We start from the raw sequence: 14,143 nt of genomic DNA on the forward strand, positions 1-14,143 counted from the left end.
CCGTCCTCGGCACCAAGCAGCCCGCCGAGAGCGGACAGCTCCTGGTCCTGGCCGCCGGTCCGTCCTCCGCCCGCACCGCCGTGGGGCCGGTCTTCGACGCGATCGGCAGCCGTACGGTCTGGGTCGGCGCGTCCGGCGAGGAGGGCGCGGCCACCCGGCTCAAGCTCGTCGTCAACAGCTGGATCCTCGCCATCACCCACGGCACCGCCGAAGCGCTCGCCCTCGCCAAGGGGCTCGGTGTGGAGCCGCAGGGCTTCTTCGACGCCATCTCCGGCGGACCGCTGGACAACGGCTATCTGCACGCCAAGGCGGGCCAGTTGCTGGGCGGCAACCTCGAACCCAGCTTCGCGGCCAAGACCGCCGAGAAGGACGCCCGGCTGATCGTCGAGGCGGGGGAGCGGTCCGGCGTACGGCTGGACCTGGCGGCCGCGGGCGCGGAGCGGTTCCGGCGGGCCGTCGGGCAGGGCCACGGCGACGAGGACATGATCGCCTCGTACTTCGCCAGCTTCGACGGCGCGGACGGCACCGAAGGCGCCGACAACAGCGAAGGCACCCAGGGCTGATACGCCGGAGGGCGTGCCCCGGCCGGGGGCACGCCCTTCACTCGTTCGGCTGCCTCACACGGTGCGGAAGGCCAGCACCACGTTGTGGCCGCCGAAGCCGAACGAGTCGTTCAGCGCCACGAGCGGGCCCTCGCCCGGCAGCGGCCGCGCCTCGGCGCGCACGACGTCCGCGTCCACCTCGGGGTCCAGCTCGTCGAGGTTGATCGTCGGCGGGGCGAGCCGGTGGTGCAGCGCGAGCACGCTGGCCACCGTCTCCACACCGCCGGTGCCGCCCAGCAGGTGTCCCGTCATGGACTTGGTGGCGGAGATCGCCATGTGGTCCACATCGTCGCCGAAGATCTTGCGCAGCGCCTTGATCTCGGCCACGTCGCCCTGCGGCGTCGAGGTCGCGTGCGCGTTGATGTGCGCGACCTCGGCGGGCTTCAGGTCGGTGCTGTCCAGCAGGTTCTGGAGCGCGTGCGCGATGCCGTTGCCGGACGGCTCCGGCTGGGTGATGTGGTGGGAGTCGGCCGAGATGCCCTGGCCGACGGCCTCCGCGTACACCCGGGCGCCGCGCGCGGCGGCGTGCTCCGCCGACTCCAGGACGATCACGCCGGAGCCCTCGCCCATCACGAAGCCGTTGCGGTTGACGTCGAAGGGACGCGAGGCGCCCTGCGGGTCGTCGTTGTTCTTGGACATCGCCATCATGTTGCCGAAGGCGACGATGGGCAGCGGGTGGATCGACGCCTCGGTGCCGCCCGCGACGACCACATCGGCACGGCCGCTGCGGATCATCTCGATGGCGTAGCCGATGGCCTCGGCGCCGGACGCGCACGCGCTGACCGGGGTGTGGACACCCGCCCGGGCGCCGACCTCCAGGCCGACGTTGGCCGCCGGGCCGTTGGGCATCAGCATCGGCACGGTGTGCGGGGAGACCTTGCGGACGCCCTTCTCGCGCAGCACGTCGTACTGGTCGAGCAGGGTGGTCACGCCGCCGATACCGGAGGCCACGACCGCGCCCAGCCGGTCCGGGTCGACCGACGGGTCCTCGCCGGCCTTGCCGGTGAAGCCCGCGTCGGCCCATGCCTCACGGGCCGCGATCAGCGCGAACTGCGCCGACCGGTCGAGCTTGCGCGCCTGCGGGCGCGGCAGGACGGTGCCCGGGTCGACCGCGATGCTCGCGGCGATCCGGACGGGCAGCTCGGCCGCCCAGTCCTGCTCCATGAGGCTGATGCCGGAGCGACCGGCGATCAGCCCTTCCCAGGTCGATGAGGCGTCGCCACCCAGCGGCGTCGTGGCACCAACACCGGTGACGACCACGGTGTGATTGGTCGAGTTCACAGGAATTCTTCACTCCTACGTAGCAGGTGCTGGACCTCTGCCACCGCGTGGGTGGCGACAGACGCTCGGCTCAGCCCTGGTGCTTCAGGATGTAGTCGACGGCGTCGCCGACGGTCTTCAGGTTCTTGACGTCGTCGTCCGGGATCTTCACGTCGAAGCGCTCTTCGGCGGCGACGACGACCTCGACCATGGACAGCGAGTCGACGTCCAGGTCGTCGGTGAAGGACTTGTCCAGCGCGACGTCCTCGGCCGGGATACCGGCGATCTCGTTGACGATCTCGGCGAGACCTTCGAGGATCTGCTCCTGCGTGGCGGCCATTGCGGCGCTCCTTCTTCGGTGTGTTGCGGTGGGTGAGCAGCGCCCGACTCGTCCGGGGCTGCGTGGTTCTGGGCTAGAGAGCCTATGGGAGGGTAACGACCGTCGCTGCGTAGACGAGACCCGCCCCGAAGCCGATGACGAGCGCGGTGTCGCCGCTCTTCGCCTGCCCCGTCGCCAACAGCCGCTCCATGGCGAGCGGAATGGAGGCGGCGGAGGTGTTGCCGGTGGTCTCCACGTCACGGGCGACCGTGACGTGCTCCGGCAGCTTGAGGGTTTTGATCATCGAGTCGATGATCCGCATATTGGCCTGGTGGGGGATGAACGCGTCCAGCTCGTCCGCGCTGATGCCCGCCTCGTCCAGGGCCTGCTGGGCGACCTTAGCCATCTCGTACACCGCCCAGCGGAAGACCGACTGGCCCTCCTGGGTGATGGCGGGGAACTTGACGTTGCCCTTGCTGTCGAGCGGCAGCTTGGACAGATCGCCGATGCGGTACTCGCCCCACGGCACCGTCTGCGTGATGGTGTCGGACTTGTCGCCCTCCGAGCCCCAGACGGTCGGGCCGATCGCGGGCTCCTGGGACGGGCCGACGACCACGGCGCCCGCGCCGTCGCCGAACAGGAAGGCCGTCGCCCGGTCCTCCAGGTCGGTCAGGTCCGAGAGCCGCTCGACGCCGATGACCAGCACGTACTCCGCCGAGCCGTCGGTGACCATGCCCCTGGCGAGGGTCAGCCCGTAGCCGAAGCCCGCGCAGCCCGCGGAGATGTCGAACGCGGCGGGCTTGCCCGTGCCGAGCAGATGGGCGATCTCCGTGGCGACCGCCGGGGTCTGCTTGAAGTGCGACACGGTGGAGATGACCACGGCGCCGATCTGCTCGGGCGTCAGCCCCGCGTCGGCGATGGCCTTCCCGCCCGCCTCGACGGACATCTGGGCGACCGTCTCGTCCGGACCGGCCCAGTGGCGGGTGGCGATGCCCGAGCGGCTGCGGATCCACTCGTCCGAGGAGTCGATGTGCTTGAGGATCTCCTCGTTCGGCACCACCCGGGTGGGGCGGTAGCCGCCGACGCCGAGAATGCGCGCGTACGGGGCGCCCTTGCTGGGCCTGATCTTCGCGGTCATGCTCTCGGAACTCCTATTCGGCTATACGGCCGGGGTGTCGGCGGCGGGCACGGCGTGCTCGGCGATCAGCGCGCGTGCCGCCTCGAGGTCGTCCGGAGTCTTGAGCGCCAGGGTCGCCACGCCCGGCAGAGCCCGCTTGGCGATACCGGTGAGGGTCCCGCCCGGAGCCACCTCGATCATCGCGGTGACGCCCAGCTTCTGGAACGTCTCCATGCACAGGTCCCAGCGGACCGGATTGGACACCTGGGCGACCATGCGCTGGATCACCTCGGCGCCGGACGCCACGACCTCGCCGTCCCGGTTGGACACGTACGCCGTGCCCGGGTCGGCGATCGGCACGCCCGCGACCAGGTCCTCCAGCGTGGCCACCGCCGGGGCCATGTGGTCGGTGTGGAACGCGCCGGCCACCTTCAGGGGAACGACCCGGCGCACACCCTCCGGCTTGTCCTCGGCCAGCGCCGCCAGCTGCTCGGCGGTGCCCGCGGCGACGATCTGCCCGGCGCCGTTGACGTTGGCCGGGGTGAGCCCGAGCTTGTCGAGGTGGGCGACGACGGTCTCCTGCTCACCACCCAGTATGGCGGCCATGCCGGTCTCGGCGCGGCCCGCGGCCTCGGCCATCGCCAGCCCGCGGCGGCGCACCAGGACCATGGCCGCCTCGTCGGTGAGGACACCGGTGGCCGCGGCGGCGGTGATCTCGCCCACGCTGTGGCCCGCGGCGGCACCGACCACGTCCCGGACGCGGTGCGGCCCTTCGGCGAACAGCGCCTGGGCGGAGACGAGTCCGGCGGCCACCAGCAGCGGCTGGGCCACCGCGGTGTCGCGGATCGCCTCCTCATCGGCCTCGGTCCCGTAGTGGACCAGATCCAGGCCAGAGACGGCCGACCACCACCGCAGGCGTTCGGTGACGCCGGGGAGGTCGAGCCAGGGGGTCAGGAAGCCGGGCTTTTGGGCGCCCTGGCCGGGAGCGACGAGTACGAGCACTCTCACACTCTCTCTTGTGGGTGGTCCCGCCCGCCCGTGAGGACAAGGACGAAGAACGGTCAAGGGAATTGTCGGGGTCCAACAAACAGCTACGGAAAGATGTCCCCGTCGGCAAGTCGTCCGAGGATCAGGGCTATCCGTAGGGTGAACGCCGACCGCACGTCAGAAGGTGACCATCCGGTGACGTCGGTCACACGTCGTAGCCGGTAGCGCACGGTGTTGGGATGAACAAAAAGCATCCGGGCGGCGCCTTCGAGACTGCTCGCCTGCTCCAGGTACACACTCAGCGTCTCCAGCAGCGCCGAGCCCGCTTCCTCCAGCGGTCTGTAGATCTCCTCCACCAGCTGAGCACGGGCGGCCGGGTCCCCGGCCATCGCGCGTTCCGGAAGAAGATCGTCCGACAGCACCGGACGCGGGGCGTCCGGCCAGGCCGTGCACGCCTTCAGCCCGGCCGCGGCGGCCGCCGCCGAGCGGGTGGCCGCCAGCAGGTCCGACACCACGGGACCGGCCACCACAGGGCCCGAGGCGAACGGCCCGATCAGCGCCTTCGCCGCCTGGAGCGGATTGTCCGAACCGCCCGCCACCACCACCAGCCGGTTGCCGAGCACCCCGGTGAGCACCTGGAGCTTGGCGTGGCGGGAAGCCCGCCGGATCGCCTCCACGGTCAGCTCGCTGTCCCCGTCGGGCGCCGTGCCCAGCACCACGCACACATGCTCGGGGGAGTTCCAGCCGAGCGCCGCCGCCCGGGACAGCGCGCCCTCGTCGGCCTCCCCGGAGAGCACCGCGTTCACCACCAGCGACTCCAGCCGGGCGTCCCAGGCGCCCCGCGCCTCGGCGGCCTGCGCGTACACCTGGGCGGTGGCGAAGGCGATCTCCCGCGCGTACACCAGCAGCGCCTCGCGCAGCACCGACTCGTCGCCGGGAGCTGCCACCTCGTCGATGGCCGATTCCATGACCTCGATGGTCGTACGGACCATCTCCACGGTCTGCCGCAGTGTGATCGCCCGGGTCAGCTCGCGCGGCGCCGTGCCGAACACATCGGTGCTGATCGCCTGGGGTGCCTCCGGGTGCCGGAACCACTCCGTGAAGGCCGCGATGCCCGCCTGCGCCACCAGCCCGATCCACGAGCGGTTCTCCGGTGGCATCGCCCGGTACCACGGCAGCTGCTCGTCCATGCGCGCGATGGCGGCGGCGGCGAGCTTCCCGGACGACTTCTCCAGGCGTCGCAGGGTGGCGCTGTGCGGATGCGGGGTGTTCGCGGCTGGTTCAGGCACGAGGACAAGACTGCCTTATCGGAGGGTGAACGCTGGGGGCGGGAGGCTACGCGCAGGTAGGACGGGGGCGGGGACGGGCCGGTCCGGGGGCGCACTACCGTGGACCGGGTGATGTGGGTACAGCGGTCCGGTGCACGGTATCGGGGCGGGGACGGAGCGGGCGTCGAGACGCGCCACGCCTTTTCCTTCTCTGGACACTACGACCCGGACAACGTGCGGTTCGGGCTTCTCGTCGCCTGCAACGAGGAGCACCTCGCCCCCGGCGCGGGCTTCGCGGAACACCCCCACCGCGATCTGGAGATCGTGACCTGGGTCGTCGAGGGCGAACTCACCCACGAGGACTCCACCGGCCACCGGAGCGTGGTCCGCCCCGGCGACGTTCAGCGGCTCAGCGCGGGCGGCGGCGTACGCCACTCCGAGCGCAACGAGTCCGACGTACCGCTGACCTTCGTCCAGATGTGGCTGGCCTCGGGCGCGGTCGGCGCCGAGCCGGAGGCCGCGCCGGAATACGACGTCGTCCGCGGTATCGCCGACGGCACCCCGTACGCCCTGGCCCGCGCCGAGGCGGTGCTCCATGTGCGGCGGCTGACCGACGGCGAGCGCACCGCGCTGCCGGACGCGCCGTGGGTGTACGCACACGTGGTGCGCGGTGAGGTGCGCGTGGGCGACGAGACCCTCGCGGCGGGCGACGCGGCCCGCGTCACGGACGCGCGGGACCTGGAGGCGCGCGCGGTGGGGGCGGCGGAGCTGCTGGTGTGGGAGATGCGCGCGGAGCCGGTGTACGGCTAGCGCGGGCAGGGGCGTACGCCCGGCACGGCATGCCGGGCGCAGCCGAAGCGTCCGCGGTGGCGGGGTCAGCGGCCCAGCCAGCCCCCGTCGACCGGCAGCACGGTGCCCGAGACGTAGTCCGACGCGGCACTCGCGAGGAACACCGTCGCCCCGGCGATGTCCTCGGGCCGCCCCCACCGGCCGGCCGGGATGCGCTCCAGGATCGCGCGCGACCGCTCGCTGTCGTCGCGGAGCGCCTGGGTGTTGTCGGTGGCGATGTAGCCCGGGGCGATGGCGTTGACGCCGATCCCGTGCGCCGCCCATTCGTTGGCGAGCGCCTTGGTCAGCCCGGCGATGCCGGACTTCGCCGCCGCGTAGCCGGGGACGGTGATGCCGCCCTGGAAGCTCAGCAGGGACGCCGTGAAAATGATCTTCCCTCGGACGCCCTTCGCCAGCATGGCCCGCCCCACCTCGCGGGTCAGCACGAACTGGGCGTTCAGGTCGACCTCGATGACGTGGTCCCACAGCTCGTCCGGGTGCTCGGCGGCCGGGGTCCGCCGGATCGTCCCCGCGTTGTTCACCAGGATGTCCACGGGCCGCTCCAGGGCGGCAAGTTCCGCGCCGAGCGCGCGTACGGCCGTACGGTCGGCGAAGTCGACCCGGCGCGCGGTGAACGTGCGCCCGTGCGAACGGACGGCCGCCTCCACCGCGCTGCCCTCGGGTTCGAGCGTGGCGCTCACCCCGATCACATCGGCCCCCGCCGCGGCGAGCGCCTCCGCCATCGCCTTGCCGAGGCCGCGCTTGGCACCGGTCACCACGGCGAGCTTGCCGGTCAGGTCGAAGGGGTTCATCACGCCACCTCCTGGCAGTCGACGAGGACCTTCATGGCCCGGCCCGCGGACAGCTGGTCGAACGCGTCCGCCACGCGCGACAGCGGCACCGTCCCGGTGATGAGCCGGTCGGCCGGTACGACCCCGTCGGCCAGCATCGTCACGGCCGTCTCGAAGTCCCGCCGCTCGTACACGCGCGCGCCCAGCACGGTCAGCTCGCGCCAGAAGACCTGCTTCAGGTCCACCGGCCGCGGCTGGGGGTGGATCGCGACGACGACCAGGCGGCCGCGCACCCGCGCCAGCGACGTGGCGCCGAGCACGGCGGCCGCGGCCCCCGAGACCTCGAACACCACGTCGGCCCCCGCCCCCGCGGTCCACTCCGTGACCCGGGCGACGAGGTCGTCGGCGCCCGGGTCGAGCACGTCGAACCCGAGCCCGGCGACCATGGCCCGGCGCTCGGGGTCCACCTCCGCCACGACGACCTCGGCCCCGGCGTGCCGCGCCGCGACCGCGATCAGGACGCCGATGGGGCCGCCCCCGACGACCACGGCCTTCTCGCCCGGCCGGAGGTCCGCCCGCCGCACGTCGTGGACGGACACGGCCACGGGCTCCACGAGCGCCGCCCGGTCGAGGGGGAGGGAGGCGGGCAGCCGGACCAGCACCTCCTGGGGGACGTTCCACCGGTTCTGGAGCGATCCGGGGGAGTCGATGCCGATGAAGTCCAGGTTCTGGCAGATGTGCTGGTGGCCCGCCGCGCAGGCCGGGCACGTGCCGCACCAGGCGAGCGGCATGACGGTGACCGGGTCGCCCACCGCCCAGCCCGTCACGCCCTCGCCGACGGCGGCGATCCGCCCGGACATCTCGTGGCCGATCACGGCCGGGAGCGTGACCCGCGCGTCCATGGCGCCGTGCAGGAGGTGGAGGTCCGTACCGCAGATCCCGGTGTAGGCCACGTCCAGCTGGACCTGGCCGGGCGGTGGCGGGGCCACCGGGACCTCGGCGACGGCGATGGTGTGGTTGCCGACGTACCGTGCTGCGTGCATCCGTTGCGAGCCCTTCGAGCGTGTCGTGTCGTGTGGCGGTGGTCGTGCGCGTCAGAGGGAGCGTCCGGCCCAGTACGAGCCGTCGGGGAAGGCGTACTCGGCCAGCGAGGCGTCGTGCATCCGGGCGCTGTAGCCGGGCCGCGTGGGCAGGACGTACGCGCCGTCGCGGACGACGCAGGGGTCGGTGAAGTGCTCGTGGAGGTGGTCGACGAACTCCGTGACACGGCCGTCCAGGCTTCCCGAGACGGCCACGAAGTCGAACACCGACAGATGCTGGACGAGTTCGCACAGCCCCACGCCGCCCGCGTGCGGGCACACCGGTACGCCGAACTTCGCCGCCATGAACAGCACGGCGAGCACCTCGTTGACACTGCCGAGGCGGCAGGCGTCCAGCTGGCAGTAGTCGATGGCCTCGGCCTGGAAGAGCTGCTTGAACAGCACCCGGTTCATACCGTGTTCTCCGGTGGCCACCCCGATCGGGGCCACCGCCCGGCGCACCCGGGCGTGTCCGAGGATGTCGTCGGGGCTGGTGGGCTCCTCGATCCACAGCGGCTTGAACTCGGCGAGCGCGCCGACCCAGTCGATGGCCTCGGGGACGTCCCAGACCTGGTTGGCGTCGATCATCAGCGCGGCGTCGTCGCCGATGACCTCCCGGGCGATGGCACACCGCCGCACGTCGTCCGCCAGGTTCCCGCCGACCTTCAGCTTGACGTGTCGGTATCCCGCGTCGACGGCCTCCTGGCACAGCGTCCGCAGCTTGTCGTCCGAGTAGCCGAGCCATCCGGCGGAGGTGGTGTACGAGGGGTAGCCGGTCTTCTCCAGCTGTGCGATGCGCTCCTCGCGCGTACCGGCCTTGCGGGTGAGGAGGTCGATCGCCTCCTGGCGGGGCAGGACGTCGGACAGATAGCGCAGGTCGGCGGCGTCGACGAGTTCGGTGGGGGTCATCGTCGCGAGCAGCTTCCACAGCGGGAGCCCGGCGCGGCGGGCGGCGAGGTCCCAGACCGCGTTCATGACCGCCGCGAGGGCGAGGTGCACCACGCCCTTCTCGGGGCCGAGCCACCGCAGCTGCGAGTCGGACTGGAGCTCGCGGTAGATGCCGCCGAGGTCGGAGGTGATGTCCTCGACGTCGCGTCCCAGGAGCGGAGCGGCGCGCTGCTCGGCGGCGGCCACGCACAGGTCGTTGCCGCGGCCGATGGTGAACGTGAACCCGTATCCCGACTGCTCCGGGTCGTCGGTGCGCAGGACGACGTACGTCGCCGAGTAGTCGCCGTCCTTGTTCATCGCGTCGGATCCGTCGGCCGTCACCGAGGTGGGGAAGCGGACGTCGAGGACGTCCACGGCGGTGATGGTGGTCATCGTGCTCCCTGATGAGGTGGAGGGTGGGTGGTGCGGTTAGGGGGTCTTGACCCGCAGGGGCTGGACCCTGCCGAGCAGGACGAGGTAGTTGACGGCCCCCAGCAGGGCCAGGCAGCCGATCACCATCAGCGGGGCGACGAAGGAGCCGGTGCGGTCCACCAGCACCCCGACGAGGATGGGGGTCAGGATCCCGGCGAAGTTGGAGGCGAAGTTCTGGATGCCGCCGAGCATCCCCACATGGCGGGAGCTGGGCGCGATGTCGGCCGGGAGCGACCAGATGCCGGTGCCCGCGATCGTCAGGCTGGAGTACGCGACGGACAGCAGCACCAGCGCCATCCACGCCTCGGGCACCAGGGCGGCGAACATGATGACCGACCCGCCGGTCAGGCCGCCGACGATGGTGACCTTGCGGACCCGGTTGACGGTGTGCCCGCGCCGTACGGCCCGGTCCGCGGCGAGCCCGCCGAGCCAGCCGAACACGACGGCGCAGATGCCCGGCACCGCGCCGAAGAAGCCCAGCTGCAACAGGTCGAAGTCCCGCTCGGTGACGAGATAGCTGGGGAAGAAGGTGATGAAGAAGTAGATCACGCTGTTCAGGCAGAAGAAGCCGAACATCATGCTGAGCACGGCGCGGTACCGGAACAGTGACCGCCACGACAGGGCGGCCGCCGCCTCGTCGTCGTTCGCCGCCGCGCGCGCACCGCCGGACTCGATGTAGTCGGCCTCCGCCGCCGTACAGGACGGGTGCTCCCGCGGGCCGCGGTACACCTTCCACCAGACCAGGGCCCACAGCAGTCCGAGGCAGCCGATCACGATGAACACCGTGTGCCACGAGGTGACGGCCACGATCAGCGTCACGATCGGCAGCGCGATCACGGCGCCGACGCGCGAGCCGGAGTCCCAGACGCTGGTGGCGAACGCCCGCTCCCGTACGGGGAACCACGTGGCGACGACCTTCGCGGCCGTACTGGGCGCGGGGCTCTCCCCGGCGCCGAGCAGGAACCGGACCGTGATGAGGCTCCAGAAGCCCCGGGCCAGCGCGGTCGCCATGGTGAAGACCGACCAGCAGATGGCCGCGATGGTGAACGAGCGCCGGGGGCCGACCTTGTCGACGTACCAGCCCGCCGCGAGCTGGAAGAAGTCGTAGGCCCAGAAGAACGCGGCGAAGACGAAGCCCTGCTGGGTGCTGGACAGGTGGAAGTCCTCGCCCATGAAGGGGAGCGCGACGCTCAGGCTGGACCGGTCGAGGTAGTTGATCGTCAGCCCGGCGAACGCCAGCCAGATGATGAACCAGCGCGTGCGGCCGACGGCTCCGGGTTGGTGTGCGGCCGCGGGTGGGGCGGCGGGTTGAACGCGAGGGGAAGTCATAGGACCGTCCTCCGACATCGACGCTGATGTGTATAGGGTCCGACGGATCTCTATAGACTTAAGGTGGATGCTATACGGAGTCAAGGGTTCCGTTGGATCGGGATGCGGACGGTGACCGGCTCCGACGGGGGAGAAACGCAGGGTTACGATCGCGAAGCAGACGTTTCCCCGCCCGGACTGACGAGGTGTGCGTGCCACCGAAGACAACGGCGCCGAAGGCAACGGCACCGAAGACAACGGCCAAGCCGTCGACGACCGAGGTGCACGCCCGGCTGCGCTCCTTGATCATCGGAGGGGAGATCCCGCCCGATACGAAGATCAACATCGTGGCTCTCGCGCGGGACCTGGGCGTTTCGCAGACGCCGGTGCGCGAGGCGCTCCAGCGCCTGGAGGGCGACAACCTGATCACGTACCAGCCGGGGCGCGGCTACAGCACGACGCCGCTGCTGGATCTGCCCGGGCTGCGGGCGCTGTTCGAGTTCCGCTTGCTGGTCGAGCCGTGGGCGGCGCGGGCGGCGGCGGTGGACCGGCTGACCAACCCGGGGGCCGCGCTCGGCCGGCAGCTGGACGACTTCGAGGGACTGCTGGCCAGGCGGGCGAAGGGAGGCCCGGACCCGGACGTGAGGGACGTCAGGGACGTCCGTCAGGAGCTGGTGGCGCACGACGCCGCGTTCCACGCGGCCGTCATCACGGCGTCGGGCAATTCAGTGGTGGAGCAGGCGTACGGGCAGACCCACTGCCATCTGCACACCTTCCGGCTCTACCCCGAGGAGATCGACACGGCCAACACCGTCGTCGAGCACCGGCGGATCAGCGCGGCGATCGGCCGGTGCGAGCCGGGCGCGGCCGAGGAGGCCATGGCCGATCACCTCAGGAGTTCGTTCGAGAGGTTCGCGAGGGCGTTCGGCGACCCGGGTGCGGCGAGCGCTCCCGAGGTGCCGCCGCGGCGCTTCCTGGCCTGAGCGGCCAGGAAGGCGCGGGGGTCTTCGCTCGCCGGGAGCTACAGCTCGGCCAGCACCGCGTCGGTGAACGCGGGCCAGACCTCGATCGCCCACGGGCCGAACGCCCGGTCCGTGAGGGCGACGCACGCGGCCCGCGCCTCCGGGTCCACCCACAGGAACGTGCCGGACTGGCCGAAGTGCCCGAAGGTGCGGGGCGAGGACGACGCCCCCGTCCAGTGCGGCGACTTCCCGTCGCGTATCTCGAAGCCGAGCCCCCAGTCGTTCGGCTTCTGGTGTCCGTAGCCCGGCAGGACGCCGGTCAGCCCCGGATGCACCACGGCCGTCGCCTCCGCCACCGTCTCGGCCGCCAGCAGCCGCGGCGCCTGGAGCTCGGCGGCGAAGCGCAGCAGGTCCTCGACGGTCGAGACGGCGTCCTTGGCGGGCGAGCCGGTCAGCTCGGTCGCGGTCATGCCCAGCGGCGCCAGGACCGCCTGGCGCAGATACTCCCCGAAGGGGATGTCCGTCGCCTTGGCGATGTGATCGCCGAGCACCTCGAACCCGGCGTTGGAGTACAGCCGCCGGTTGCCGGGCGCGGCGACCGTCCGGTGCTCGTCGAAGGCGAGCCCCGAGGTGTGGGCGAGCAGATGGCGCACCGTGGCGCCCTCGGGCCCGGCCGCCTCGTCCAGCTCGACCGCGCCCTCCTCCACCGCGACCAGCGCCGCGTACGCGGCGAGCGGCTTGGTCACCGAGGCCAGCGGGAATCTGTGGCCGGCCGGACCGTAAGATCCGGCCACGGTGCCGTCCGCGCGTACGACGGCGGCAGCCGCCGTCGGGACCGGCCAGTTCTCGATCATCCGCAGGCTCTCCATGGGGTCCGAGCCTATCGTCGGCCAAGTTTCCGCCAAATCCGCGCTTGCTTGGAGTGCACTCGAAGCCTCTAGCGTTGAGATCGTCGAGGGCTTCGCGCATCGGCGACGGCGAGAGGGTGAATCGGCATGACCGTGCTGGAACAGGATCTGGAACAGGCCCTGGAACACAATCTGGAGCGGGACCCGGACCAGGCTCCGGAGCAGGCTCCGGCGCTCGCGAGGCCGCGTGCCTGCGTGGGGCGCCGCCCGCACCCCCGGCCGACCGGCCAGGACCGGTACACGATCAGCGAGGTCGCCGAGCACACCGGGCTCACGGCGCACACCCTCCGCTGGTACGAGCGGATCGGCCTGATGCCGCATGTGGACCGCACCCACACCGGCCAGCGCCGCTTCACCAACCGCGACCTCGACTGGCTCGACCTCGTCGGCAAGCTGCGGCTGACCGGGATGCCGGTCGCGGACATGGTCCGCTACGCCGAGCTGGTACGGGAGGGCAAGCACACCTACGCCGAACGCGAGGAGCTGCTGACCGCGCACCGCGCGAACGTCCGGGAACGGATCGCCGAGCTGGAGAGCACGCTCGACGTCCTCGACTTCAAGATCAATATCTACGCCACCGGCCGGGGCCTGCCGGAGGGAACGTAGTCCCTCTTCAGCAGGGGGTCATACGAGGTCATGACGGCAGTCCTCCGCCTGTGCGGGGTGGCCGCAGCGCACCGACCCGAAGTCGCCGAGGACGATCCGCGCGAAGTTGCGCAACGAGTCCGTGCCCGGGGCGAAGTAGCCGGTGTGGCCGTCGGCGCGCTCGGCGGACACGACGCGGGCGCCGAAGGCGGCGGCCGTGGGGTCCTCGCCGTGGCCCAGCCCCATGAAGTCGTAGCCGGTGACGCGTCGTATCCAGTCGGAGCCGTCCCGCGCCCGCCCACACCCGGGCCTCGGTGCCCAGCTCCTCGGCGTCGTCCACGCCCCATGCCGGGGCTGCCGAACGCCCACCAGATCGGACACCCGGGTGCGGTCCATCGCGGGGCGCGGGCCACCCCGCACAGCACCGAGCCGTAGCTGTGGCAGAACACGGCGGGCGGCGCCTCGGCGGTCCCCGCCGTGGTCACCGCCAGCCCCGCCAGGAAGCGGTCCAGCCGCGGCGCGCCCGCCTTCGCCAGCCGGCTGGTCGCCGCGTCCGGCCCGACCCCGACCGGGGTGGTGTACCCCACCCACGCCACCACGGCGGTACGGGTCCCCGGCGCGTCCCGCGCCAGCTGCGCCCGCAGCGACTTCGCCATCCCGGCGGGGGTGCCGTAACGGTCGTGCGTACGGTCGAAGTTGGCCAGGTCGATGTCCGACCCCGGTACGACGACCGCCGTACGCCGCGCCGTCGCCAGGTCCCCGTACACCTC

14 protein-coding genes and 1 pseudogene are annotated in these 14,143 nt (G+C 71.8%); 4 read left to right on the plus strand and 11 right to left on the minus strand.

All coding sequences use genetic code 11. The annotated features are described in order from the left end of the window. A partial coding sequence (locus SSOG_RS31160) for an NAD(P)-dependent oxidoreductase (protein ID WP_039939125.1) occupies positions 1-563 on the plus strand: 563 nt, incomplete at its 5' end. Positions 564-617: 54 nt separating this feature from the next. Here SSOG_RS31160 and fabF read toward each other — a convergent pair. The 5 genes from fabF to SSOG_RS31185 all read right to left on the minus strand — a co-directional run bounded on the left by fabF (position 618) and on the right by SSOG_RS31185 (position 5,574). Beyond that, positions 618-1,883 carry a beta-ketoacyl-ACP synthase II gene (fabF, locus tag SSOG_RS31165; RefSeq protein ID WP_009718246.1) on the minus strand — a complete coding sequence of 422 codons (1,266 nt, stop codon included), beginning with the start codon at positions 1,881-1,883 and terminating at the stop codon, positions 618-620. 70 nt (positions 1,884-1,953) lie between these two features. After that, on the minus strand, positions 1,954-2,202 hold the full coding sequence (locus SSOG_RS31170; RefSeq protein ID WP_009718247.1) for an acyl carrier protein: 249 nt from the start codon (positions 2,200-2,202) through the stop codon (positions 1,954-1,956). 82 nt (positions 2,203-2,284) lie between these two features. Next, positions 2,285-3,319: a ketoacyl-ACP synthase III gene (locus SSOG_RS31175; protein WP_009718248.1), complete on the minus strand. Its 1,035-nt coding sequence runs from the start codon at positions 3,317-3,319 to the stop codon at positions 2,285-2,287. Between the two features lie 21 nt (positions 3,320-3,340). Then, positions 3,341-4,300 carry an ACP S-malonyltransferase gene (locus tag SSOG_RS31180; RefSeq protein WP_009718249.1) on the minus strand — a complete coding sequence of 320 codons (960 nt, stop codon included), beginning with the start codon at positions 4,298-4,300 and terminating at the stop codon, positions 3,341-3,343. Positions 4,301-4,389: 89 nt separating this feature from the next. Then, the gene (locus SSOG_RS31185) at positions 4,390-5,574 is read right to left on the minus strand and encodes a PucR family transcriptional regulator (RefSeq protein WP_009718250.1); all 1,185 of its coding nucleotides are present in this window, start codon (positions 5,572-5,574) and stop codon (positions 4,390-4,392) included. A gap of 111 nt (positions 5,575-5,685) precedes the next feature. Between SSOG_RS31185 and SSOG_RS31190 the strand changes: the two genes are divergently transcribed. Next, positions 5,686-6,363 (plus strand): pirin family protein, encoded by a 678-nt coding sequence (locus SSOG_RS31190; RefSeq protein WP_009718251.1) that lies wholly within the window; start codon positions 5,686-5,688, stop codon positions 6,361-6,363. Between the two features lie 65 nt (positions 6,364-6,428). On the opposite strand, the gene SSOG_RS31195 is transcribed toward SSOG_RS31190, so the two are convergent. From SSOG_RS31195 to SSOG_RS31210, 4 genes are read right to left on the minus strand one after another with little or no spacing between them, the layout of a single operon-like run. Then, the gene (locus SSOG_RS31195; RefSeq protein WP_039939129.1) at positions 6,429-7,193 is read right to left on the minus strand and encodes an SDR family oxidoreductase; all 765 of its coding nucleotides are present in this window, start codon (positions 7,191-7,193) and stop codon (positions 6,429-6,431) included. Further along, a complete protein-coding gene (locus SSOG_RS31200) occupies positions 7,193-8,215 on the minus strand; it encodes a zinc-dependent alcohol dehydrogenase (RefSeq protein WP_009718253.1) in 1,023 nt (340 codons plus the stop codon). The genes SSOG_RS31195 and SSOG_RS31200 overlap by 1 nt, the downstream gene beginning before the upstream one ends. 51 nt (positions 8,216-8,266) lie before the next feature. Beyond that, positions 8,267-9,571, minus strand: coding sequence for an L-fuconate dehydratase (locus SSOG_RS31205; protein ID WP_009718254.1), 1,305 nt, complete (start codon positions 9,569-9,571; stop codon positions 8,267-8,269). 36 nt (positions 9,572-9,607) lie between these two features. Further along, complete coding sequence (locus SSOG_RS31210; RefSeq protein ID WP_009718255.1) at positions 9,608-10,939, minus strand: MFS transporter; 1,332 nt, start codon at positions 10,937-10,939, stop codon at positions 9,608-9,610. A 191-nt stretch (positions 10,940-11,130) separates the two neighbouring features. On the opposite strand from SSOG_RS31210, the gene SSOG_RS31215 reads away from it, so the two are divergent. Then, positions 11,131-11,901, plus strand: a complete 771-nt coding sequence (locus SSOG_RS31215; protein WP_106516486.1) for a GntR family transcriptional regulator — start codon at positions 11,131-11,133, stop codon at positions 11,899-11,901. Positions 11,902-11,939: 38 nt separating this feature from the next. Here the strand turns inward: SSOG_RS31215 and SSOG_RS31220 are convergent, their stop codons facing one another. Further along, on the minus strand, positions 11,940-12,749 hold the full coding sequence (locus SSOG_RS31220; protein WP_009718257.1) for a serine hydrolase domain-containing protein: 810 nt from the start codon (positions 12,747-12,749) through the stop codon (positions 11,940-11,942). A gap of 126 nt (positions 12,750-12,875) precedes the next feature. Between SSOG_RS31220 and SSOG_RS31225 the strand changes: the two genes are divergently transcribed. Then, positions 12,876-13,394 (plus strand): MerR family transcriptional regulator, encoded by a 519-nt coding sequence (locus SSOG_RS31225; protein ID WP_009718258.1) that lies wholly within the window; start codon positions 12,876-12,878, stop codon positions 13,392-13,394. An 18-nt stretch (positions 13,395-13,412) separates the two neighbouring features. Here SSOG_RS31225 and SSOG_RS49185 read toward each other — a convergent pair. Beyond that, a pseudogene (locus tag SSOG_RS49185) lies at positions 13,413-14,143 on the minus strand (alpha/beta hydrolase); the annotation flags it as partial.

The organism is Streptomyces himastatinicus ATCC 53653 (genome assembly GCF_000158915.1).
GTDB classification, from domain to species: Bacteria; Actinomycetota; Actinomycetes; order Streptomycetales; family Streptomycetaceae; genus Streptomyces; species Streptomyces himastatinicus.

Coding starts and splice junctions, on each gene's coding strand:
- SSOG_RS31170 (WP_009718247.1), bottom strand. CDS start 2,202: ATGGCCGCCACGCAGGAGCAGATCCTCGAAGGTCTCGCCGAGATCGTC.
- SSOG_RS31190 (WP_009718251.1), top strand. CDS start 5,686: ATGTGGGTACAGCGGTCCGGTGCACGGTATCGGGGCGGGGACGGAGCG.
- SSOG_RS31175 (WP_009718248.1), bottom strand. CDS start 3,319: ATGACCGCGAAGATCAGGCCCAGCAAGGGCGCCCCGTACGCGCGCATT.
- SSOG_RS31195 (WP_039939129.1), bottom strand. CDS start 7,193: ATGAACCCCTTCGACCTGACCGGCAAGCTCGCCGTGGTGACCGGTGCC.
- SSOG_RS31205 (WP_009718254.1), bottom strand. CDS start 9,571: ATGACCACCATCACCGCCGTGGACGTCCTCGACGTCCGCTTCCCCACC.
- SSOG_RS31200 (WP_009718253.1), bottom strand. CDS start 8,215: ATGCACGCAGCACGGTACGTCGGCAACCACACCATCGCCGTCGCCGAG.
- SSOG_RS31225 (WP_009718258.1), top strand. CDS start 12,876: ATGACCGTGCTGGAACAGGATCTGGAACAGGCCCTGGAACACAATCTG.
- SSOG_RS31210 (WP_009718255.1), bottom strand. CDS start 10,939: ATGACTTCCCCTCGCGTTCAACCCGCCGCCCCACCCGCGGCCGCACAC.
- SSOG_RS31220 (WP_009718257.1), bottom strand. CDS start 12,749: ATGGAGAGCCTGCGGATGATCGAGAACTGGCCGGTCCCGACGGCGGCT.